The organism is Pantoea dispersa (assembly GCF_019890955.1).
Lineage (GTDB): Bacteria > Pseudomonadota > Gammaproteobacteria > Enterobacterales > Enterobacteriaceae > Pantoea > Pantoea dispersa.
This window is the reverse complement of record NZ_CP082348.1, coordinates 106,350-127,988: the sequence shown is the minus strand read 5'-3', so window position 1 is coordinate 127,988 and position 21,639 is coordinate 106,350. Positions and strand designations below refer to the sequence as shown.

Genomic DNA, 21,639 nt, shown 5'->3' with positions numbered 1-21,639 from the left:
AAGTGAGTGGCATAACGTACAGTTTCCTTTCTTTGTGAATAACATGAATAAACTGATATGCAACATCTTATTGAGCGGTAGTGTTTTTTCCACGCTTTCATGCCAAGTGCACGCTGAAGAGTATTTTAATCCCGCATTATTAAGGGTGGGATCAGATCAACCGACCGCTGCGGTAGTGACTGACTTAAGCCACTTTGAGGCAGGCGCGCAGGCTCCTGGCATCTATCGTGTCAGCGTATATGTCAATAATTACTTTATTGACGACAGGGATGTAGATTTTTTCCTAAATGACAAAAATGAATTGTTGCCAAATTTCACCCTTGCTGATTATGAGAGCATGGGGCTCCGCAGCAATGCTATACCGCAACTAATAGCAGCAGATAAAATTACAACGATAAATGACATTCGGGAGCTGATTCCTGCAGCTCGCCTGGATTTTAAATTTTCTGATCAACGACTGGACATCTCGATTCCGCAAATGTTAGTCAAACAACGTGCGCGTGGAGAAACCGATCCTGCTTCATGGAGTCAGGGATTACCTGCGGTATTACTAAATTACAATATCAGTGGTAACCAATCACGTCGTCTTGTGGGCCAGCCAGGGACATCTGATGCACTTTACGCCAATCTGCGCAGCGGGTTGAATCTCGGTCCATGGCGCTTACGCAGTTACAGCACTTATCAACAGCGCAGTGGTCCACGTAAGGGCGACAGTTCAAGTTTTGATGTCATCAGCACCTATCTGCAACGCGATATCCATACCATAAAAGGCCAGCTCACTCTCGGGGATAGCGCCACGCCGGCGGATGTCTTCGACAGCGTGCAGTTCCAGGGCGGCCAATTGGTTTCTGACGACAGCATGCTACCCGACAGCCTGCGTGGTTTCGCGCCGGTCATTCGCGGAGTATCCGAATCAGGGGCAGAAGTCACAATTCGCCAGAACGGCAGCGTGATCTATCAATCTTATGTGCCGCCTGGCCCGTTTGAGATCAATGATCTTTACCCTGCTTCGTTAAGCGGCGACCTTGTTGTGACCGTCAAAGAGAACGATGGCAGTGAGCGCACCTTTTCTCAGCCTTACTCTTCCATAGCCATCATGCAACGTGAAAGACAGCTTAAATACGCATTGACTCTTGGTCGCCTGCGCAACAATGGCGGCACAGTCACCACCGGTCCGACTAAATTTGTTCAGGGCACGCTGATTTATGGTTTGCCAAACGCTATGACCGTATATGGCGGCATGCAGCTGGCGAAAGGTTATCTGTCTGCCAGCGCCGGTATAGGATTAGGTATTGGTCGCCTGGGCGCGGTTTCTGCGGATATTACCCAATCCAGTGCCACGCTGCCGGACGGTGAAAAGAGTCAGGGACAATCTTATCGCCTGCGCTATACACGCAGTATTGTCGAAACCGGCACGTCGGTGTCGCTGGCGGCCTATCGCTACTCAACTGAAGGTTATTACACCTTGCAGGATGCGATGACCAATCCGGCGGATAACATGAACGGTGCGTTTAACCGCCATTACCGTCCTCGTGGTGAGTTCCAGGTGATGCTGAACCAGGCGCTGGGCGATGCCGGTTCAATGTATGTCTCGGGTTCACAACGTGATTACTGGAACAAGCCGGGTAGTCTGCGCACCTACACGCTGGGCTACAACACCAACGTATTCGGCGTCAGCTACGGCCTAAATCTCAGCCAGTCGCACGATAGTAACAGCGGCAAAGAAGATCGTCGTCTGGCGTTAACCGCATCGGTGCCGCTGAGCCGCTGGCTGGCAGGGGATTCCCGTAACTCCATGCAGCTGAACTACGGCATGGCACGCATCAAAGGTCAAGGCACCACTCAACAGGCCGGTCTGAGCGGTAATGCGCTGGATAACCAGCTCAACTACAACGTCAGCCAGACGCTGGGCAATTACAGCAACACCAGTAACCTCTCTGCATCGTATCGCGGCAACAGCGGCACGGTGTCAGCGGGCTATAACCGCAGCCAGGCGCAGGAGCAAATCAACTACGGCCTGCGCGGCGGCATCGTCGCTCATCCGTATGGCGTGACCTTGTCGCAGGAGATGAGCGACACCGTGGCGCTGGTGCGTGCCCCGGGCGCAGCCAACATCAAAGTGAACAACCAAACCGGGCTGTCCACCGACTGGCGCGGTTATGCGGTGATGCCTTATATGACGCCGTATCGTCGCACCGACATTTCTCTCGATCCCCAAGGTTTGGGCACCAACGTCGCGCTGGATCAAACCAGCACTTCCGTGACGCCAACCCGTGGTGCTGTGGTCTTAGCCGACTTCAAAACCCAGCGTGGCCATCAGGTCATGATGACCTTGCGTAAAGCCAACGGCGACTATGTGCCGTTTGGCGCCACCGCCAAACTGCTGCTGAAGGAAGGCGAGCAGAACAACGGCAGCATCGTCGGCGATGAAGGATTGCTCTATATTTCCGGCATGCCAGATAGCGGCTCGCTCGAAGTGCAGTGGGGGCGCGGCGCGGATGCATCTTGCAAGGTGAACTTCAACCTGAAATCCGCCAGTGAAAATCAGATGGACGGTGTACCGCTTCAGGTGCAGAGCGTCTGCCAAAACAGTGAGGAAGTTTAAAATGAGTAAAGTGTTAGGCAGACAACTGCTGTTAAGCAGCGCGATTGCCGCGCTTTTGGGCTGCAATGCCGTGTGGGCACAAAATCTGGCGCTGTCGGATTTACCTAATGGCTGCAGTTACACCCGCAGCGAACAGCAACCGCTCAATGGCCTGGTAAAAATCCCTGCCGCTACGCCGCTGTTTGCTGCTATCGGCGATGCACCACACACGCTGCTGGATATTGGGGTACAGTGTGATGGCCCAATCACCACACCGGTATCGCTGGGTTTGAAAGAAAGCGGTGCACTGGACTGGATCGGTCCGGGCCGCGATGTGCTGACAACCAATGTGAATGGCATCGGTGTACGTTTGTTCGCTGATGCCTACAGCGAAGGTAGCAGGTGTATAGGCAGCGGCGCGATTTCCGCAGGTAAATCCGCGAGTTGTTCAATCACCAGTGAAGGTACAGGCACGCGCCGCGTCGGTTTAAGCCTGAAGGCGCAGCTCGTTAAAATCAGTAATAACACACCAATCCAGTTGCAGCGCTCGCTACAATTGACCAACGGTGGCGCGCTACTGCTGGAATCGAATGGCGCGACACAACAGCAAATGGATGTGCTTAACAGTGGCCTGCTGGCCCCGAGCATTGCTACTGAAGCCAGCTGCACGTTGGTCACTGAACAGAACCGCACAGTGAATTTCGGGACCATTTATCGACCCAAATCAGGCGATCAGGAAGCAACCCTCGGTCAGGCGCAGGTAACGCCGATTGAAGTTTCCTGCTCGCCGCTACGTGATAACACTGCCAACAACTACAATGTGTCAATTACCTTTCAGGCGGCTCAATTGCTGAATAACGACACAAGCGCACTGGCAACGTCGATTGACGACATGGCTATACGTTTTTCTACCAACGCGCAAGGTGGGGACTGGCAGAAGTTTGGTGAGAAATTACCCATGCCATACAATGCCGCAATTAGTGGTGACACGAGTCACTTTGCGCAAACTTGGTATTGGTTCTTGCGTTATCTACCTGGAGAAAATCATCAGCAAACAGGCAATATTGATGCAATTGCGACTTATACAATAACGATCGAATAAATGAACTAACTCTGGTCACCCTAAAAAATGAAGAAAGTTAAAGTTATCATTCTTGATGATCATCCCATCTTTCTGGAAGGCCTTAAGAAAATTATTAATAGCGTACCCAGATTTGCCGTGTCTGACTGCTGTAAAAACAGCCGGGAACTGTTTTTTTCTCTGAGTGTAGCTCCAGCCCATATTGCTTTAATTGATGCTTCACTGCCAAAAGAGGAATTGAATCTACATTCGCTGGTTGATCAACTGGCGTTAACCTATCCTAACATGATCATCGTCACTATGGGAGATAGCCTTCAACAACAACAATTTAGTGATATGTTGAAGCCAAAGGTGAAATGTTACTTTTGTAAATCATTTTCGCTAGAAAACTGGATTACGGGTTTAAGCCACATCTGGACTCACCATTGTAATGTTCAGGAACTGAAGTTTGATGATAATCAAAACATGGATAAGCCAAGTCGGCAACTTCTCTCAGAAAAGGAGAAAGCTGTGATTGAATATCTTTATGCTGGTCTATCGGTATCACAAACGGCGTTACTATTATCACGTAGCGTAAAAACCATAAGCTCACAAAAGCGTGCTGCTATGCGCAAACTAGGATTTGATAGTGAGAGTGAAATCTTTCGTATGGATATAAATTTACTTTGACCTTTCCAAGCTAGATGTGCAGCCAACTCAACTCATCAATACAATTGATTATAGTGGTCACCTAAAAGTGGCCACTGCGTTAAAGTTTTTCCTGTATGGGCTTTCCGATTTGACCTGCCCCCAGGATTAGATACAACTGCGTATTCTGGCCCATCGTGAACACCCATTCTGGTTTACCGTGAACGCGTTTTCTGGCTTAAAGTGCCACATTTATGACCCATCACCAGAATCACCGTTCATGGCCCCAGAATCGGCGTGCACTTTGGCAGAATCACCGTTCACGTTCTCCGGAATCTTTCTTAACGCATTGTTTTTTGCTGCTATATCTCTCTGTTTCCCCATCAGGAGCGAGAGATGCCTAATCAGAGGGTAGCAATGCGTGAAATCCGTGAAATTTTAAGACTGCGTTTTGACGTCGGACTCTCCTTCCGCCAGATAAGCCAGTGCGCCGACGTCAGTACCGGTGCAATCCAGAAAATGCTAAAACGGCTTGCGGCAGCGCCCGTGTCCTGGCCGCTGCCGGAGGGAATGTCTGACGCTCAGCTTGCACGCCTTCTTTACCCCGAATCCGACAGCCAGCCCGGCGACCTTGAAGATCCTGACTGGGCCGGCGTGCATATGGAGCTACGGCGTAAGGGCGTTACCCGCCATCTGCTGTGGGAGGAGTACTGCCAGCGGGTGCCGGTCAGGGCCTACAGCTACTCGCAGTTCTGCTGCCGCTACCGGGCCTGGTGCCAGAAGCAGAAGCGAACCATGCGCCAGCTGCACATTGCGGGCGAGAAGTGCTTTATCGACTACTGCGGCCCGACGGTAGCAATCATCTAGCCCTCAACCGGCGAGTGCCGACAGGCGCAGATCTTCGTGGCCGTCATGGGAGCATCCAGCTACACCTGGGCTGAGGCCACGTATACCCAGTCGCTGCCCGACTGGCTGCTCAGCCACGTCAGGGCACTGGAGTTCTTCGGCGGCGTACCCGAAATCCTCGTGCCGGATAACCTGAAAAGCGCCGTGACCCGCGCATGCCGGTACGATCCGGAGCTGAATCCGTCCTACCAGCAGCTGGCCGAGAACTATCAGGTGGCGGTGATCCCGGCACGTCCGAGAGAACCGTGGGACAAACCGAAAGTAGAAGTTGGCGTTAAGATCGTTGAGCGCTGGATCCTGGCACGTCTGCGGCACCAGACCTTCTTCTCCCTTGCCGAGCTGAACAGCTGTATCCGCGTGCTGGTTGACGCTCTCAACACTCGTGCCTTCAAAAACTTGCCCGGGTCCCGCCAGGAGGCCTTAGAGAGGCTGGACAGGCCCGCGCTGCGGCCTTTACACGTTCAGCCCCAGCGCTACCGGCACATCAAAAAGGCGAAGGTGAATATCGACTACCACGTTGAATACGAGCAGCACCACTACTCCGTGCCACATCAGTACGTTGGCAGTCTGGCCGAGCTGCACGTGTTCGAAAACCTGGTGGAGGTGTGGTGCAACGGCCAGCAGGTTGCTGCTCACGCAAGCCGACTTCACCCGGGCAGCAGCACCACGCCCGCGCATATGCCAGAGCGGTACCGGCACCACCATCAGTGGACGCCGGGCCGCCTGAAAAGCTGGGCCGCGAGGTGCTGACGTGGGGCAGCGCGCGTCTCGATGAACGGGCGCATCCTGAACAGGCCTACCGGCTGTGTCTGGGGCTGCTGAGCCTGGCGCGGGAATATCCGGCTGAACGCGTCAACGCCTGCTGCAGGCTCGCCAACCGCGAGGGGCTTACCCGGCTGAAGCAGCTTAAATCGGTGCTGAAAAGTAACCGCGATCGAGTTCCACCGGACAGCGCCGCGCAACCGTCGCAGAAGCTGCCCCGGGAGCATGAGAACATCCGTGGCCCGCGCCACTTCCACTGAGAGAAAAACAATGTCCCCGATGGTGATGAAGCTGACCGGGATGGCGGAAGCGCTGTCGGCGTAGATGGAGCAGCCCGGCACCTATGAGCCACTGGCGTTCAGCGAGCGACTGTCGCTGCTGGTCGCACATGAACATGGGGTCTGACGCTCAGTGGAACGAAAACTCACGTTAAGCAATGTTTTCCTCCTCCGACGCTTCTTTTAATGGCCGCAGATGCCCTTTCGTCACCAGTTCCGCCAGCGTGAAGGAATAATGTCCGAGCATATTGATATGTCCGTGGCAAAGCGGTGAGAGTCGTGCAATATCTTCATCATTCAGGGTTTCCCCCTGTGCCCGGAGATGATCCAGGGCTGCCTGCATATAAATAGTGTTCCATAACACGACAGCGTTAGTGACCAGCCCCAGTGCACCCAGTTGATCTTCCTGACCATCGGTATATCGCTTTCTTATCTCACCTTTCTGACCGTGACAAATAGCTCTGGCAACGGCATGGCGGCTTTCTCCCCGGTTTAGTTGGGTCAGAATGCGCCGACGATAATCTTCATCATCAATATAATTAAGCAGATACAGCGTTTTGTTGATGCGTCCCACTTCAATGATTGCCTGAGTCAGTCCGGAAGGGCGTTCACTCTTCAGTAACGAGCGAACCAGCACCGAAGCCTGCACCTTGCCCAGCTTCAGGGAGCCTGCAGCCCGGATCATTTCGTCCCATTGAAGGACTATTTTTTGGGGATCTGACTGTCCTCTGGCAATATCATTTAGCACCCCATAATCGGCGTCATTGTCTATGCGCCAGAAAACCGAAGCACCGGCATCAGCCAGGCGCGGAGAAAACTGGTATCCCAGCAGCCAGAAAAGACCAAAGACAAGATCGCTGGCCCCGGCGGTATCGGTCATAATTTCGGTGGGATTCAGCCCGGTTTCCTGTTCCAGAAGGCCTTCCAGTACAAAAATTGAGTCCCTTAGAGTTCCCGGTATAACAATGCCATGAAAGCCAGAATACTGATCGGACATAAAATTGTACCAGGTGATCCCCCTGTTATTGCCAAAGTATTTGCGGCTCGGCCCGGCATTGATTGTTCTGACCGGCGTAACAAAGCGCATTCCGTCTGCAGAGGCCACTTCGCCACCACCCCAGACCTGTGCCAGTGGTAGCGTTGCCTGAAAATCAACCAGCCTGGCATTCGCACTGGTGATAGTTTCAGCCCGCAGGTAGTTTGCTTTTGTCCAGTTCAACCGGTGTCGGGTCAGGGCTTGAACATTTGACCGTATCAGGGGTTCCAGGCCGATATTGCAGGCCTCGGCCATCAGAACGGCGCTGATGCTGACGGGCAGATCGTCAACTCTGGCGCTGGCTTCGCTGGCGTGGAAAAACTCATCAGCAAATCCGGTATGGGCGTTGATTTCAAGCAACAGCTCTGTCAAATCCACGGTAGGGAGCAGATCGCTGACCTGTTTGCTCAGTCGTTTCAGACTGTCCGGCTCGTCAAGACTGGCGAGGGGAGAAATTGTCAGCCTGGGCTTGGGGCCGGAAATATCCAGCTGAACCGCGTCATTTTCGCCAAGACGTACGGCTACCTGCCTGTAACGGCTGTCCAGTTGAAGACCCAGCGATTTTATTGCGTCCTGTGGATTCGTCGGGTGCCCCAGGGAACGATAAACTTTAATTCGGTTTGCCTGCCAGTCTGCGCCCTGTAGTAATTTTTCACGGGGATCTCCCCACCGGTTACTGCCGGTAACGTAAACATCCCGCCGTCTCAGGCTGTCCTGCAGTTTACTGAGAAAGCACAGCGTGTATCCCCTTCGGGTGATATGTTTTTCCTTATTAACCACCAGTCGTTTCCATGGTCGGCTGATGATTTCCGTTGGTGCATCATCAAAATACTGCCGCCTCGAGCTGAACTCGCGGCTGAGGTAATCGCAGGCATTCAGGGTGGCGCTCCCGGCGGGAGCTGCTGAAAATTTAACGGTATTCAGCAGATGGGGCAGGAAACGACGAACCCGTCCGTACTGCTCCACCATTTCATCATGAAAGTTATCGTCTGAGGGGCGGGCAATTTCGCGGACAAGCGCGATGATGTCGGCCAGTTTTTGCCTGGGGATGTGGCTGAACACCTCAGCCCGGATTGATTCGTCCGGCGTTTCCTCTTTCAGCAGGTACGAACACGCGCTGGCGAGCGCCAGTGCTGATTTATCCAGATCCTTCAGAGATCGGAGTCGTTTTTTCTGCCCAATCTTTCTGGCGTCACGGATGATGACAGCCAGCATGGCATCCAGAACGTCCAGTGCATCATCCAGCGCCAGCGTCTCCCATGCAAGGACAAAGGCAACCAATATCGCTGCCCTTTTCTGCGGAGCCATCCTGGCAATATTGAACACCGAAGTCATTCCCGCATAACGAGCGAGATTTTTCAGACGTACAGCCGGGATCGCACTCAGGTTATCAGTATGAAGGCCAAAATCGCTCAGCGTTTTCCAGCGATCAATTGCCTCATTAAACGCCGGGCCACTGATGGTCACCGGGCCTTTCTTCAGTGATTCCAGCAACGACAGGCGGCCGGAATCTGCGGGGCCCAACAGCGTCTCCAGTTGTGAACGCTGTACGGCAGACGGTATCATTGCCAGCCTGCTCCACAGACGCAGCGTTGCCTTTTCCCTTACCTCTGAAATCAGCCGGGTCAACGTGGTCGCGCCGGGGAGAATAATTCGGTGCTGCATCAGCCATCCTGTTGCTAGGTCGAAAAGCAGCCCCGGACGTTCGTTGCTTATCCAGCTCCTGGTATATAAAAGACGGGTAAGACGAAAAGTCCAGGGCCAGGCAAATTCGCGATAATCATAATGCCGACGTATCAGCGCGGCATGCTCACGACGGGTATTTTCTCTCTGACCATACTCTGCCAGCACGGTGATATCGTGGATGGCGAGCTGTCTGGCGATAAAATGCCGGACGCCGGAAGGAATATGATTCATATCGGTGAGGAAGGTGCCCAGAAAACGGATGCATCCAATTTGCAGGGCAATACCCAGACGATTGTTATCACCTCTGCTTTTTCCGATAAATTCCTTGTCTGCCTCATCAAGATGAAAATAGCGGGCCAGCTGAAGCTCATCTGGTTCACCGGTGAATCGGCCATAGCTTTCAGTCTGCTCAGTGGTCAGAAAATCAACTGGCATATCGGCCTCCCTGCCTGACTGTTATAAATTAACAATTTTGCAACCATCCGAAATATTATAAATTATCGGACACGTAAAAATTGCTTAATTTATATGTCCGTTAAATCGTTATTTTGTTATAACAGACACAACCTGTCCGATATTTGATTTAGGATACATTTTTATGCGACTTTTTGGTTACGCACGGGTATCAACCAGTCAGCAGTCTCTCGATATTCAGATCAGAGCGCTCAAAGACGCGGGGGTGAGAGCCAATCGCATCTTTAACGACAAGGCATCCGCCAGTTCAGTCGATCGTCCGGGGCTTGACCTGTTGCGTATGAAAGTGGAGGAAGGGGATGTCATTCTGGTGAAAAAGCTCGACCGCCTCGGCCGGGATACCGCCGATATGATCCAGCTGATAAAGGAATTCGACGCCCAGGGCGTGGCAGTCCGTTTCATCGATGACGGGATCAGCACTGATGGAGACATGGGGAAAATGGTGGTCACCATTCTGTCAGCTGTTGCACAGGCCGAACGGCGCAGAATTCTGGAACGCACTAACGAAGGGAGACAGGAAGCTATGGCGAAAGGGGTCCGGTTTGGGCGTAAGCGAAAAGTTGATCGTGGAGGTGTACTGGCTCTGCACAGGCAGGGCACAGGTGCATCAGAGATAAGCCGACAGCTTAAAATTGCCCGTTCAACCGTTTATAAAATACTCACCGAAATAAACATGTCCCGGAGCCATGATGAATAATAAAACCCGTTTTGTCGGACTGGAATGGCTGAGATTTTCCCTTGGTTTTTTTGTTATGGTTTACCATACCGCACACCGTTATCCGCAGCTTGATTATATTCCATGGTTAAGAAACGTCACCAGCATGGGATTTTTTGCTACCAGCACTTTTTTCGTATTGTCCGGATTTTTGCTTGCTCACGTCTACTTTAATCAGAACCAGATGCGTGAACCCGCAAGTAGTTTCTGGATTAAACGTTTCTGTAATCTTTATCCTGTACATATTGTCGCGCTCATTTCTTCAGTTCTGGTTCTGATACTTATGCACTGGCTGTCAGTTCCGCCGGATGGCGCCGGGGCCTCGCCACGCTTTGTCGTTTATGACACGCATGAACTGATAGCTGATCGTTCGCTTCTGGAACATTATATGGATAACAGTGAGCTGATGATTAACTCTGTTTTACAGCTATTCATGTTGCAGGCCTGGAACCCGCTGTACCTCACCTTTAATGCGCCACTCTGGTCTCTGTCAACACTGTTTTTTTTCTACCTTGTGTTTCCTTTTATCACTCCCCGGTTACTGAACATAAAAAGAGTTAAGTCAGCTATCGCGTTAACCTGCTTTATCAGCCTGATACCACCGCTTTACGTCATTTTAAATGCCCTGTGGGGAATACCCTGGACAGGCCTGCTGCAGCGATTTCCACCGTTTCGACTGCCTGAGTTTATATGCGGTATCCTGTGTTACAGCCTGTTTCGTCAGCATCAGCAGAGGGGGTACCGGCCCGGAGCCGCTCGCTGCAGCATGCTTTCGCTGTTTATTCTTGCCTGTTTTATCCTGGCATCGTGGATTTATACCCAGCGCCCGGAGCGCTTCTGGTATCCACTTTTGCATAATGGTCTTTTACTGCCGTCACAGCTGACGCTGCTGTACCTGTGTGCATTGCTTCCCACTCCGCGCTCAGACCTGTTGCGGCGTTATCTGCCTCGTCTGGGGGCATCATCCCTGTCGATTTTTGCCCTGCACGTCCCTCTGTTTTACCTGTGGAGCACGTTCGAGCCTCTGCTGCGGAGCATATTCTCAGACTGGCGTGGAGGATGGCATGAGTGGGTTGAAAGGGCAGGCGGCATACAGCTGAGCCTGAGCGGATATGCTTTATTTCTTGTCCTGACGGTCTGGATTAGCCTTCATTTTCAGGAACAGGTTGTGGTCAGCATAAGAAAGAGATTGCTTAACAGGTTGCTCTGACGGCACAGATACGAACCCGGTCAGAATCTGGTCGGGTTCGTATCTCGGAGCCAGTGATCGATGGGCAAGGAATAATCGTCCGGACTGACTGAAGCGAGAACAATCTGATACTCATAATTGCTGGTAGCGGCCCCTCCCCTATCTGGCAGGCAGTCAATAGCCAGAATCACGTTGTAGTTTTTTGTTTCATCAACAGCGGTAGAATAGCTGATGTTAACCCCCTGGTATTGGACGGCTTCTCCTGCGACTAATTTTTTAGTATCGCGGTCCGGTATCACTCCATCAAGAAACTTTATAATTTCAAGAGGATATCGGGTAAATAACGTAACCTCAGCTAACTTATTTTTACCGGAAAACCGTGTCGCCAGCTGGAGCGATTCTGCGATGTCTTTTTTAGTAAGCGGCTCAGGCACTATTCTGAAGTAGTTATTCATATCCACTCGCATAGAGTTTACGTGTTTGCTGATTAACTTTAGGACAATAATTTGAAATCATCCCGAAAAATACCTGGGGACAATTTCAGCAGGAGAATGCAGGAGGCAGGTCTTAGCGTGAGTTTTCGTTCCACTGAGCGTCAGACCCCAACATCTGCTGCGGGAGCAGCGTAAACAGAAGCGACTGCTGCAAAAAGCACGGCTGAGGCTGGAGGCCTCAGTGCACGACGTCGACTGGCAGCCGACGCGAAACTTGGATCGTTCGCGGATAGCGCAGCTGAGCCAGAACGACTGGGTAGTGCGGGGTCAAAACCTGCTGATAACGGGCCCGTGCGGGTGCGGCAAAACGTATATCGGCTTCGCGCTGGGCAACAACGGGTGCCAGCAGGGTTACAGCGTGCAGTACTGGCGGCTGAGCAGGTTGCTGGGCGAGCTGACGCACGGTCGGGCTGATGGCAGCTACGGTAGGCAACTAAAGCAGCTGTCAGGAACTCAGTTGCTTATCCTGGATGACTGGGGGCTTGAAGCGCTGTCGTCCGCGCATCGTAACGATCTGCTTGAAGTGATGGACGATCGTTATGGCAAGAGCGCGACGGTGATGATAAGCCAGCTGCCTACGAAAGAATGGTACGGATGCGTGGGGGAGAGCACCCTTGCCGATGCCATCCTAGACAGGGTGATGCACAATGCCCATCGTCTGGAAATGAAGGGTGAATCGATGCGAAAAAGGCGGTCTCTGGTTGACACAAAATGAACAAGAGAGGTAATAAATATCGTCGTGAGCGCGTTAGGAAATAGCGCGTTCACGTTCCCCCGGAATAACCGTTCAACTTCACCAGAATACGCAACATGACGTTTATCAGTTTCTTTCAACGTTCCCAAGTCATCGATTATGCTTTGCCTGTCAGCGATGATTAGGAGGAAAACGACATCGCCCAGCCAAATGGATTACGTGAAATAAGTCCATAAGGGCTACGTTTGGGAACGGAAAATATTGTACGTTAAGATGATTTTTGTACTGGCAGACATCAACTGGTCGCTAAGAATGATACTTCCCTTCAGCAAGTTTTTTATTGTTTCGCCAGATTCTATATACTTGGTATTCCACAATGTGACCGCGGCGGTGAGCAGCGTAAGCCCACTGGCGCGATAACTCTGGTTTTCCAGGCCACGATCCCTTATTTCGCACAGACAATGCATGAAAACGGCTCTGAAAAGGACATTCCGGGTTTCCCCTTTGTTCAGTCCTGCCTGAACTCTACGACGCAGTGAAAGATAGCGGAACCAGTCCAGCATAAACAGTATTAGAAGGCGGTTAAGGAAACGTTTCTGGCCTGACGCTTACTATCATGCAGGGAATTACCTTGTTTATATCAGTCCCAGATAATCGTTTTCTGTTTTGACGTGCAGTAAATGCGCGTTCTTCATTTCATAGCAATGTTCCCCTTCTTTAAGAATAGCGTTGCATCGACCCATTGAACTTACTTTCATTAAGCTTGGCATTCCTTATCCATCATAGCTACATCGAGCCGCTTCCTGAGACGAGCGCTCTCCTCTTCAAGTGAATTGACCCGCTTCATTTCGGAAACTTCCATACCACCAAACTTATTGCGCCTTGTAAAAAGATGGCGTCTAAAATGGCATACTTGGGGCAGAGTTCTCTGGTCGAAACACCGACTTCTGCCTCGCGGAGAATACTGATCATCTGCTCGTCATAAAATCGCTTCTTCATGGGGACGTCCTAATGTGGCTTATGAAGACATTACTAACATCGAGGTGTATTAACCAACGGTAAACAGGTCAAAGATAATAAAATGCTAATCGCTCTTATTTCTACTAACGATCCGCTTACTTTTCTTGGTGATTGAATTTCTTTTTACGGAAAAAAAATAACCCCAATAAGTATAAAGATAAATAAAATTATCATAAAGACATCTCCAGTTATCTTGTCAATAGGCAAGTGCAGTGAAACTATTGCATACATAGCTGATATATATTTTACCTTATAAAAACATGCAAAATCCGCATTGGTTACTTTTTCAGAAAAGTATAGAAAATTTCATTGCTATTTTCGCAGTGAACCTATCACAACGATCCGAGAGGATGCCACATAATAAATGGAAAACAATAAATCATTAAATAAAAAGATCATTTTAAGATAAAAAGCAAAGTAAAAATCTTAAAGCACTCACTTCAACAAGCTATTTCTGACGCAGCTAGATTACCTAGATTTTTGAAGGGGCGCATAGTAAATCCCTATAGGATTTTTCCACTGCCAGTTAGGCACAGCATTCATTAGCTTTGAGCTGGGCTTTGCAATTAATTATACTATCGTTGAGTGTGCGTAATTAGCATACCTCTGAAATTTATGGTTTTCCTCCACAAAAGCAAGATTATTTAATGCAAGAATTAAGGATGAAACTTATGCGTTCCATAAGAGGTTTCTTAGAGAGGATCATAAATTACATCTAGCGAGTTAGAAGTATGATAATAGATACACCTTAACTAACTTGGAAAGAATCTCCATTTTATAAAGGGGATGCTCTTACCATGAATTGTAGTCTCATTTATTCTTTGTTAATAAAAGAGCATTGAAAGTAGTCTAACATTTAAAGTAGTTATCAAGGCTAACATGATTTTTTTGAAAAAATTTGATTCTAAATCAAGAGGAAGTATTTTTTATTTAAAAGTGTCAGCGGAGTGAGTAAAATGAGCGAGCGATATGATAACCGTATACCAATAAAGATTTTCTCAGATAATGCGTATCTTATTAAGGGTATTAGTGAAATTATTGGTAATAAATTGAACATAGAGGTGTACAGTATTAATTATCTTATTTCAAATAAAAAACCCTCCGTAGGATTGACAGTCATTGATTTAGATTCATGGGAAAAATCTAGCATTGGAAAAATAAAGTCATTAGAAAAAACCTTCGAAAAAAACAATGAAGTTTTAATTATTTGTAATACTAAATTCCAAGAGATAATGGTAAATATACTTTATAGAAAAGCGTTACATATAATTAAGAGTAAATCATTACTAATTTTTCGTTTGTTAGCACAAGGTTATAGCTTAAACGAACTTCATTCTTCTTTAATAGTGAAGGATAATGTTTATCTGACAAAGAAACAAATGCAGATAGTCAGATGCCTTATTACTATTGGTTGCCAAAAAGAGATATGTTCGATTTTGGGCATAAACTCAAAAACTCTCTACAACCATATAAAAGTCATCATGAACAAGTTAGGGGCAAGAAAAACCTCATATTTCTTAACTTTTATCAAACCTTTTTGGATAGATTTAAAGTTAGGAAAATGACCTTACTATGAATGGAGAGTCAAAATCTATAAGTGTATTGTAGCTGTTCCACATAGAATAAGATGCATAAAGAGAGCTTTATAAAGGTCAAGTTATAACTCTTATTAGCATTACAAGATACGTGTTTTTACACTGATTATACAACGGCTTATTAATTTTTTATGAGAAAAGTCGGCAGTAGCTCTAACTTTATTTTTGGTTTTTTATGGCGATTTTTATAAATTAATTTTTAGATGATTAAAATAAACACAGCATATAAAGCATTCCTTTGAATGTGATATTTTTATTACATTGATAAATGACAGTTTATACAAATGTATATTTAGTTGAATATCTCACAACTGAATCGTATAAAGCATATAAAACTGCGCTTGAATATTGACATTAAAACACATATCTTCACCTAAGCTACGTTTGGATTTGAATCAATTAAGAAACAAGGATCACATTTTAACAAATCAGGTATTTATGATTGAAATTATCACTAAGTTAATCAATTGCTAAAATTAGATATTTAACATAAAGAATGGATATTATTTGCATAATTTTGAAAACGAGTATATACATGTTGCGTTACGAGATTATTGCATTTGCTTTTATTTCTAAATTTATCAAGGATAGATATTTTATAACGGAGGCATGATGCTCAATAATAATGAAGATGAAGGCATTACTATAAAAACCTTACAGGTCATTTTTTCTCTTTTGTATTCGGTGCCGTTATAGCGTCAATATTTTTTTTCGGTTATGTCCATGATGAATTAAGAGATGATCATGATTGTTACACTGAGGTCTATGGAAGTTGTCGAGCCATCAGCAAAATTATTGACAGATATATTCAGGATTGAGTATTAGCTATTTAATTTCAAAACTTCAATCATTAACGAGAATGTTAATATTTTTACAGATTGGCTTGCGACCCAATCCAAGATTAGCAAGTATACCGTGTTTTCTATAATGTCATCACTGTTACATTCCCTATGAGCCATGTCCGTATAGTAAAGATACTTCGCAACTTTTTAAGTTTGAATCTTATATGAAGTATGGAGCGGGGCTGTCGCAAGTAATTGTTGTTTCATCCACCATTATCTGAGTGCATGTGATGATGCCTGTGAAGACGATATTTTTATCTTTCGAGGCATCCGATCATTTTTGAAATTCCTGAGCAGTTATCGTAGCTATTCGAAAAATCTCTGTAGCACGTTTGACCCTGACCCTAAATCCTGCTCCATTCAGAAACAGAATTCCGGCATGATATTCACTCCCTCACAAGCGGAGGTTGTGCCGATGAAAAAGTCACGATTCACCGAAAAGCAGATAGTTTTTGCCCTGAAGCAGGCTGAGCTGCATAGATGCTGTGTTGTGAGACGCCTAGAGCTCAGAAACTTCGGCTGCTGAATAATAGTCCCGCTTGGTGATCTGGCGGACAGCTTCATCTTTAAGGCATGCCCATATGGTCCTCCTCAGATTCATCTATGGGCTCGGAGTCACTTCAAATTGACATCTGAGATGTCTACAACACGTGTCGATTCGTAATGCTTTTTGAGAGTGCTCTTGTGGCGAAAAGAATACGGAGACTGCATATTATGTCTACTGAACATTGAGCCTCTCCGAATGAATTTTTCCTATTAACCACTGAGATTAAGAACTTATTTCCTGCTGCATAGCCCAGAAAAGTGACATTGCCGGCAGATAAAGCATTTGGTGATATTGGTGTAGAGAATCTTATTCCCCCGAATGCAACCTTGATCTTTGACATTAAAATCAGTCTCTAAATGTAATGACGTCGAAAGTAGAATGTTGCCTCCTTGAAGATTTTTTGGGTTGCTTTACCTCAAGCCACAATGATATGCAGTTTATTCTCGGATTGATTTGTGTTTTTTGAGAGTGCTCTCGTATGCGTAATACCTCAGAATCATTATTATTGCGTAGCTAGCTTAAGTTGTAACACTTGAGCATGTTTTACTAGTGATTTTCTTACATGCAATTACCTTTAATTTTGATTTTCAGGAATGAAATATGAAATTTAGAAAATTATGCACCGCCGTTGCAGCATTGACTCTGCTGTCGGCTGCAAGTCATGCCTTAGCATCGACAGGCTCTATTAACTTTGTCGGTCACGTGACAGATACGAGTTGTACTATTTCTGGATTAACTTCGAATGTAAAATTCTCTCCTGTTAACAGAGCTGACATACAAGCTCTTAATCATGGAGTCAGAATTGAGGATAAACCAATAACTATCAGCGTCACAGGTTGTCCAGCTAATTTGAATAAAGCAAGTCTTGCTTTTGACTTCAATGAGGCCAATGAATGGGGCAGTCTTGTTCCAGAGACCAGCTCTGATGCCAGAGGGATAGGAACTATTCTATACAATCCGGATGATAATAATAACGCTATTCGTAAAGGAGCGGTAATTGAAAAGGTCTTATCTGGGGGGCAGCTGATTTTAATCTTACAAATAGCTTATTTCGCTCTAGGTATACCAGTGAAGGCGGGGCTGCAACCGTCGTGTCAGGAAATTATGTCGCTCTTGTCAACTTGACAATGTCATACGAATAAAACAATCAAGGAATAGTCATGAAATTGAAATTTTTACCATTTGGAGCTGCATTGATTGCATTAAGTCCTATTTCTCCGGTTATGGCTGATGATACCGGTATTTTAACTATCAATGCATCGGTTGCAGATACAACTTGCGTTATTAAATCTGAACATTTGAATCAAACTATCAATATGACTAATATCATCACAGCTGATTTGGCTGCTGCATCGCCGGGGCAGGTTGTGGGCGAAGAAGCCTTCAGCTTTGATATTGATAGCTGCCCAAGCTCAGTTTCTAATGTTGGTGTTAAATTTACCTATACTCCCGATGCTGGAGATGCACAATATCTTGCAAACACAGGTACTGCTACCGGTGTGCTTCTTGGCATTACTGAAACTGATGATAGTCGTGTCAATAGCGGTGGAACTGTGTGGTCATCAAATTTTGTTCCAGCCAATGGTGAGGGTACGGTTACTGCACACGTTAAAGCCTACCGTGTAGGTTCTGTAACTCCCGTAGCTGGTGATATTAATTCAGTTGCAACGATTGCGCTTGCAATGCAATAAATTCGGTCCGGTTTGAAATCCAGCGCAAAGCCGCATAGAAATATTGCGGCTTCTTTCAATGTCAGATAATTCTGCAATTAGCAAGCGTGCTTATTGATTTGCGCCTGTAAAATAAAAGCTCATTTGCATATATATCAAAAAAAATATTTGAGGTTAGTTAAATGTTGAAGATATTATCCTTTATCAAAGGCATGATCCTGTTATTTACAGTCGCGCCTTTAGTAGCTAATGCTGTAGATGATAAAGGTGGATTCAGCCTGGGTTCTACGCGTGTTATTTACAATGCGATTAACAAAGAAGCTAATATTACTGTGATTAATTCAGCGGAAAATGCTCCTTTCTTAGCTCAGTCGTGGTTATCTAACATTGACGAGGTGAATAATAAGGCTAAGCCGCCCTTTGTTTTAACGCCGCCTCTTTATCGGCAGGATAAAGGAAAGAACACGCTCCGCATCGTAAAAACAGGTGGTGACTTGCCAAAGGATAGAGAATCGGCGTTTTGGATTAATGTTAAAGCTATTCCGTCACAGTCAAAGTCGAATACAGGAAAGAATACTATTTCATTCGCCTATGTTTTGAAAATAAAAATGTTCTACCGTCCTAGTGACTTGAAAGGTAAGTCGTCAGATGCCTATCGTGATTTGACCTTCTCACGCAGTGGTTCAACTTTGAAAGTCAACAATCCGACACCCTACTACGTCACGCTCAATAAAATTAGCGTAGGCGGAAAAGAAATCAAAGATGTAAGCGCTATGGTGCCACCATTCCAGAGTCAAAATTATCATTTAGACGCTTCCATTAATGGTTCACAGGTTGAGTATCGCAGCATTAACGATATGGGTGGAACGATGCCGGTGATGAAGAAAAACATTGATATCTAGTTAAAAACCATCAGTTACACAGGCGCGATATTCTCAATGATAGTAAGAAAAAAAATAACGCCACCTTTAAGTGAGTGGCATAACGTACAGTTTCCTTTCTTTGTGAATAACATGAGCAGCTGCCATTATCGGTCAGCCACTCAACTGCATGGGGCAGGTAAAGCGTATTTCCAAAGCGCTTTTCAACGCTCTCTGTCAGAAGATCCTGCACCATGACGCTCTTTATGTCCCCCGTTGTCGCCGACCAGCTGATGACTTCGCGATCGCAGCAATCAAGGCTGAACACCACACGCACAACTTCATCATTCCAGCAGCGGACTTCGAAGCCATCTGAGCACCAGCGCATATCCGGCTTAAGGGTAATGACGTTACCACTATGATGGCGTTCCGGCTTTTTATGGCCTGATTTTGCCAGCAGCAGGTTGTTTACCTGCATTATCCGGTCAATACGTTTGGGGTTTACACGCCATTTTTGTTCTCAGGGCCCGATTGAGATGCGCTGTCACGCGACGATAGCCGTTCGTCGCCCGCTGACTGCATATCTGGCGGATAAGCGGCAACAGACGAGCGTCATCCTCTTTGCTGTAGCGTGCAGCCCGGACCGGGCGACCGCCCTGCAGCCGCTCATACAGATTCGAACGCGACACCCGGAGCGCTTCGGCTATTCGGATGAGGGGGTATCGTCCGGTGGCAGCAATGGCATGCGCGATATCAACTTTTTTGCCTGCGCTATCTAAAGCGCGTCCCGTAGGATTTCGGCTTCCATGGTCTTACGTCCCGGCATCTGCTCAAGCTGTTTTACCTTTTTTTCAATCGCTTAAACTTCAGAGACGCTGACGACATCGTAACCGGCTGCGATAGCAGACTTTCCACCTTCATTCATGAGTCGTTTCCACTTAACAAGAAGACTGGGAGTAATGCCATACTGACGGGAAACGAGTGAAACGGTATAGCCGGGCTGCATGGCGAGCGCAACAAAACGGGCTTTCTCTTCGGGAGTATAACGACGGCGTTTTTGCTCGCCAGTGATCACCTCGATTCTTTGCACAAGACACTCCTTAAACATAGTTCTATGCCTAGGTCTTACTGGTAAAGTGTCCGGTTTAAACGGGGGCTATTACAGCAGGGCTGGTTGTATCTAACCCCTAGACTGGCCCCCTGAATCACCGGACACTTCGACCCACCTTAAATTAATGACTAGTCTTAAAACTAGTCATTAGACCAGTCGGGAGATAAGCATGTTCGAAGAGTTGTTGGGACCAGAGCGCCGCAGGCGCCGTTCTCCACAGGAAAAATCACCATTGTTCAAGAGACGCTTCAGCCAGGTATGACCGTTTCCCATGTTGCACGGCTTCATGGTGTGAATGCAAAACAGATCTTCGCCTGGCGAAAGCAGTACCAGGAAGGCAGTCTCACCGCGAACATGGCTGGCGAAGATGTTGTTCCCGCCTCGGAACTGGCTGCAGCAGTGAAAAAAATCAAAGAACTACAGCGGCTGCTGGGTAAAAAGACCATGGAAAACGAGCTGCTGAAGGAAGCCGTCGAGTATGGTCGCCAAATAAAGTGGATAGCGCACGCGCCCTTATTGCCCGGGGATGGCGACTGAGCTTCGTCAGTCGTTGTCTCCAGGTCTCGCGTGCGCACTTGCATGTTCTGAAGCATCGTCCCAGGGACTGGCAGGACGGGCGAAAAAAGCGCCAGACCGATTACGCCGACGTGCTTGCGCGGACCCGTGGCGTTATCGGTGAAGTGCCATCCTATGGTTACCGTCGCGCCTGGGCATTACTGCGCCGCAAATCTGAGACGCTGGCAGTGGCGGTAGTCAACGCCAAACGGGTGTACCGGATCATGTGCCAGCATGCGTTTTTGCCGGGACGAAAACCCAGAATGCAGCCGGCAGGTCGGGCGCATACCGGAAAAGTGGCCGTCAGTGAAAGTAACCGGCGGTGGTGTTCTGACGGGTTCGGGTTCCGCTGTGATAACGGTGAAAAACTCCGCGTCACCTTCGCTCTGGACTGCTGTGACCGCGAGGCGTTACACTGGGCCGCTGGTACCGGTGGCTTCGACAGTGATACCGTTCAGGACGTAGTGCTGGGTGCGGTGGAGCGACGCTTCGGACCGCCAGCCCCCATCGAGTGGCTGACAGACAACGGCTCGGCCTACAGAGCACATGATACCCGGTGGTTCGCCCGGTTGCCGGGGCTGGAGCCGAAAAGAACTGCGGTACGAAGCCCGGAGAGTAATGGCATAGCAGAAAGCTTCGTGAAGACGATGAAACGCGACTACATCGGCGTTATGCCACGTCCGGATGCCCGATCGGCAGTGCAGAATCTGGCAATGACGTTCGAACATTACAACGAATGGCATCCACACAGTGCGTTAGGCTACCGTTCACCGCGGGAATATCTGCGGCGCCGGCAGGCCTAAATAAGAGAGTCGTTGAGTCTGGAGTTATAGGGGCGAATCCAATCCCAATGATAGGCTATCTTGCTTTAAAAATGCGTACAATAGCTTTATAGGTGAAAACCGATATGTGA

Annotated in this window: 12 protein-coding genes and 6 pseudogenes; 13 read left to right on the top strand and 5 right to left on the bottom strand. The window is 47.9% G+C overall.

All coding sequences use genetic code 11. The features are described from left to right. Positions 1-43: 43 nt before the first annotated feature. The 4 genes and pseudogenes from K7H94_RS22640 to istA all read left to right on the top strand — a co-directional run bounded on the left by K7H94_RS22640 (position 44) and on the right by istA (position 6,220). The gene (locus K7H94_RS22640) at positions 44-2,605 is read left to right on the top strand and encodes a fimbria/pilus outer membrane usher protein (RefSeq protein ID WP_222952430.1); all 2,562 of its coding nucleotides are present in this window, start codon (positions 44-46) and stop codon (positions 2,603-2,605) included. Position 2,606: 1 nt separating this feature from the next. Then, complete coding sequence (locus K7H94_RS22635; protein ID WP_222952429.1) at positions 2,607-3,686, top strand: fimbrial protein; 1,080 nt, start codon at positions 2,607-2,609, stop codon at positions 3,684-3,686. Positions 3,687-3,713: 27 nt separating this feature from the next. Further along, positions 3,714-4,334: a LuxR C-terminal-related transcriptional regulator gene (locus tag K7H94_RS22630; RefSeq protein WP_222952428.1), complete on the top strand. Its 621-nt coding sequence runs from the start codon at positions 3,714-3,716 to the stop codon at positions 4,332-4,334. Positions 4,335-4,688: 354 nt separating this feature from the next. Continuing rightward, positions 4,689-6,220, top strand: a pseudogene (gene istA / locus K7H94_RS22625) (IS21 family transposase). A gap of 169 nt (positions 6,221-6,389) precedes the next feature. Here the strand turns inward: istA and K7H94_RS22620 are convergent. Then, a complete protein-coding gene (locus tag K7H94_RS22620) occupies positions 6,390-9,395 on the bottom strand; it encodes a Tn3 family transposase (protein WP_222952427.1) in 3,006 nt (1,001 codons plus the stop codon). 163 nt (positions 9,396-9,558) lie between these two features. On the opposite strand from K7H94_RS22620, the gene K7H94_RS22615 reads away from it, so the two are divergent. Continuing rightward, a complete protein-coding gene (locus K7H94_RS22615) occupies positions 9,559-10,131 on the top strand; it encodes a recombinase family protein (RefSeq protein ID WP_222952426.1) in 573 nt (190 codons plus the stop codon). Continuing rightward, positions 10,124-11,359 carry an acyltransferase family protein gene (locus K7H94_RS22610; protein ID WP_222952544.1) on the top strand — a complete coding sequence of 412 codons (1,236 nt, stop codon included), beginning with the start codon at positions 10,124-10,126 and terminating at the stop codon, positions 11,357-11,359. Before K7H94_RS22615 ends, K7H94_RS22610 begins: the two co-directional genes overlap by 8 nt. A gap of 20 nt (positions 11,360-11,379) precedes the next feature. Here the strand turns inward: K7H94_RS22610 and K7H94_RS22605 are convergent, their stop codons facing one another. Continuing rightward, positions 11,380-11,793 carry a hypothetical protein gene (locus tag K7H94_RS22605; RefSeq protein ID WP_222952425.1) on the bottom strand — a complete coding sequence of 138 codons (414 nt, stop codon included), beginning with the start codon at positions 11,791-11,793 and terminating at the stop codon, positions 11,380-11,382. 157 nt (positions 11,794-11,950) lie between these two features. On the opposite strand from K7H94_RS22605, the pseudogene istB reads away from it, so the two are divergent. Beyond that, positions 11,951-12,547: pseudogene (istB, locus tag K7H94_RS22600) on the top strand (IS21-like element helper ATPase IstB); the annotation flags it as partial. A 332-nt stretch (positions 12,548-12,879) separates the two neighbouring features. Here istB and K7H94_RS22595 read toward each other — a convergent pair. Both K7H94_RS22595 and K7H94_RS22590 read right to left on the bottom strand, forming a co-directional pair. Further along, positions 12,880-13,095, bottom strand: a pseudogene (locus K7H94_RS22595) (Tn3 family transposase); the annotation flags it as partial. A gap of 200 nt (positions 13,096-13,295) precedes the next feature. Next, positions 13,296-13,525 (bottom strand): annotated as a pseudogene (locus K7H94_RS22590) (transposase); the annotation flags it as partial. Positions 13,526-14,502: 977 nt separating this feature from the next. Here K7H94_RS22590 and K7H94_RS22585 point away from each other — a divergent pair. The 5 genes from K7H94_RS22585 (at position 14,503) to K7H94_RS22565 (ending at position 19,102) form a co-directional block, all read left to right on the top strand. Further along, positions 14,503-15,111, top strand: a complete 609-nt coding sequence (locus tag K7H94_RS22585) for a helix-turn-helix transcriptional regulator (RefSeq protein WP_222952424.1) — start codon at positions 14,503-14,505, stop codon at positions 15,109-15,111. 1,676 nt (positions 15,112-16,787) lie between these two features. Further along, on the top strand, positions 16,788-16,886 hold the full coding sequence (locus K7H94_RS22580) for an FKBP-type peptidyl-prolyl cis-trans isomerase (RefSeq protein ID WP_222952423.1): 99 nt from the start codon (positions 16,788-16,790) through the stop codon (positions 16,884-16,886). 244 nt (positions 16,887-17,130) lie between these two features. Further along, positions 17,131-17,655, top strand: coding sequence for a fimbrial protein (locus K7H94_RS22575; RefSeq protein WP_222952422.1), 525 nt, complete (start codon positions 17,131-17,133; stop codon positions 17,653-17,655). Between the two features lie 35 nt (positions 17,656-17,690). Then, entirely contained in the window at positions 17,691-18,221 is a 531-nt protein-coding gene (locus tag K7H94_RS22570) for a fimbrial protein (protein WP_222952421.1), read from the top strand. A 161-nt stretch (positions 18,222-18,382) separates the two neighbouring features. After that, the gene (locus K7H94_RS22565; RefSeq protein ID WP_222952420.1) at positions 18,383-19,102 is read left to right on the top strand and encodes a fimbrial biogenesis chaperone; all 720 of its coding nucleotides are present in this window, start codon (positions 18,383-18,385) and stop codon (positions 19,100-19,102) included. Positions 19,103-19,169: 67 nt separating this feature from the next. Here the strand turns inward: K7H94_RS22565 and K7H94_RS23120 are convergent. Further along, positions 19,170-20,150 (bottom strand): annotated as a pseudogene (locus tag K7H94_RS23120) (IS3 family transposase); the annotation flags it as partial. 190 nt (positions 20,151-20,340) lie between these two features. Between K7H94_RS23120 and K7H94_RS22550 the strand changes: the two are divergent. Then, positions 20,341-21,529, top strand: a pseudogene (locus tag K7H94_RS22550) (IS3 family transposase). Positions 21,530-21,639: the final 110 nt, after the last annotated feature.

What these genes read in the sequence shown, in the direction of transcription:
- K7H94_RS22640 (WP_222952430.1), top strand. Translation starts at nt 44, where the DNA reads ATGAATAAACTGATATGCAACATCTTATTGAGCGGTAGTGTTTTTTCC.
- K7H94_RS22635 (WP_222952429.1), top strand. Translation starts at nt 2,607, where the DNA reads ATGAGTAAAGTGTTAGGCAGACAACTGCTGTTAAGCAGCGCGATTGCC.
- K7H94_RS22630 (WP_222952428.1), top strand. Translation starts at nt 3,714, where the DNA reads ATGAAGAAAGTTAAAGTTATCATTCTTGATGATCATCCCATCTTTCTG.
- K7H94_RS22620 (WP_222952427.1), bottom strand. Translation starts at nt 9,395, where the DNA reads ATGCCAGTTGATTTTCTGACCACTGAGCAGACTGAAAGCTATGGCCGA.
- K7H94_RS22615 (WP_222952426.1), top strand. Translation starts at nt 9,559, where the DNA reads ATGCGACTTTTTGGTTACGCACGGGTATCAACCAGTCAGCAGTCTCTC.
- K7H94_RS22610 (WP_222952544.1), top strand. Translation starts at nt 10,124, where the DNA reads ATGAATAATAAAACCCGTTTTGTCGGACTGGAATGGCTGAGATTTTCC.
- K7H94_RS22605 (WP_222952425.1), bottom strand. Translation starts at nt 11,793, where the DNA reads ATGAATAACTACTTCAGAATAGTGCCTGAGCCGCTTACTAAAAAAGAC.
- K7H94_RS22585 (WP_222952424.1), top strand. Translation starts at nt 14,503, where the DNA reads ATGAGCGAGCGATATGATAACCGTATACCAATAAAGATTTTCTCAGAT.
- K7H94_RS22575 (WP_222952422.1), top strand. Translation starts at nt 17,131, where the DNA reads ATGAAATTTAGAAAATTATGCACCGCCGTTGCAGCATTGACTCTGCTG.
- K7H94_RS22570 (WP_222952421.1), top strand. Translation starts at nt 17,691, where the DNA reads ATGAAATTGAAATTTTTACCATTTGGAGCTGCATTGATTGCATTAAGT.
- K7H94_RS22565 (WP_222952420.1), top strand. Translation starts at nt 18,383, where the DNA reads ATGTTGAAGATATTATCCTTTATCAAAGGCATGATCCTGTTATTTACA.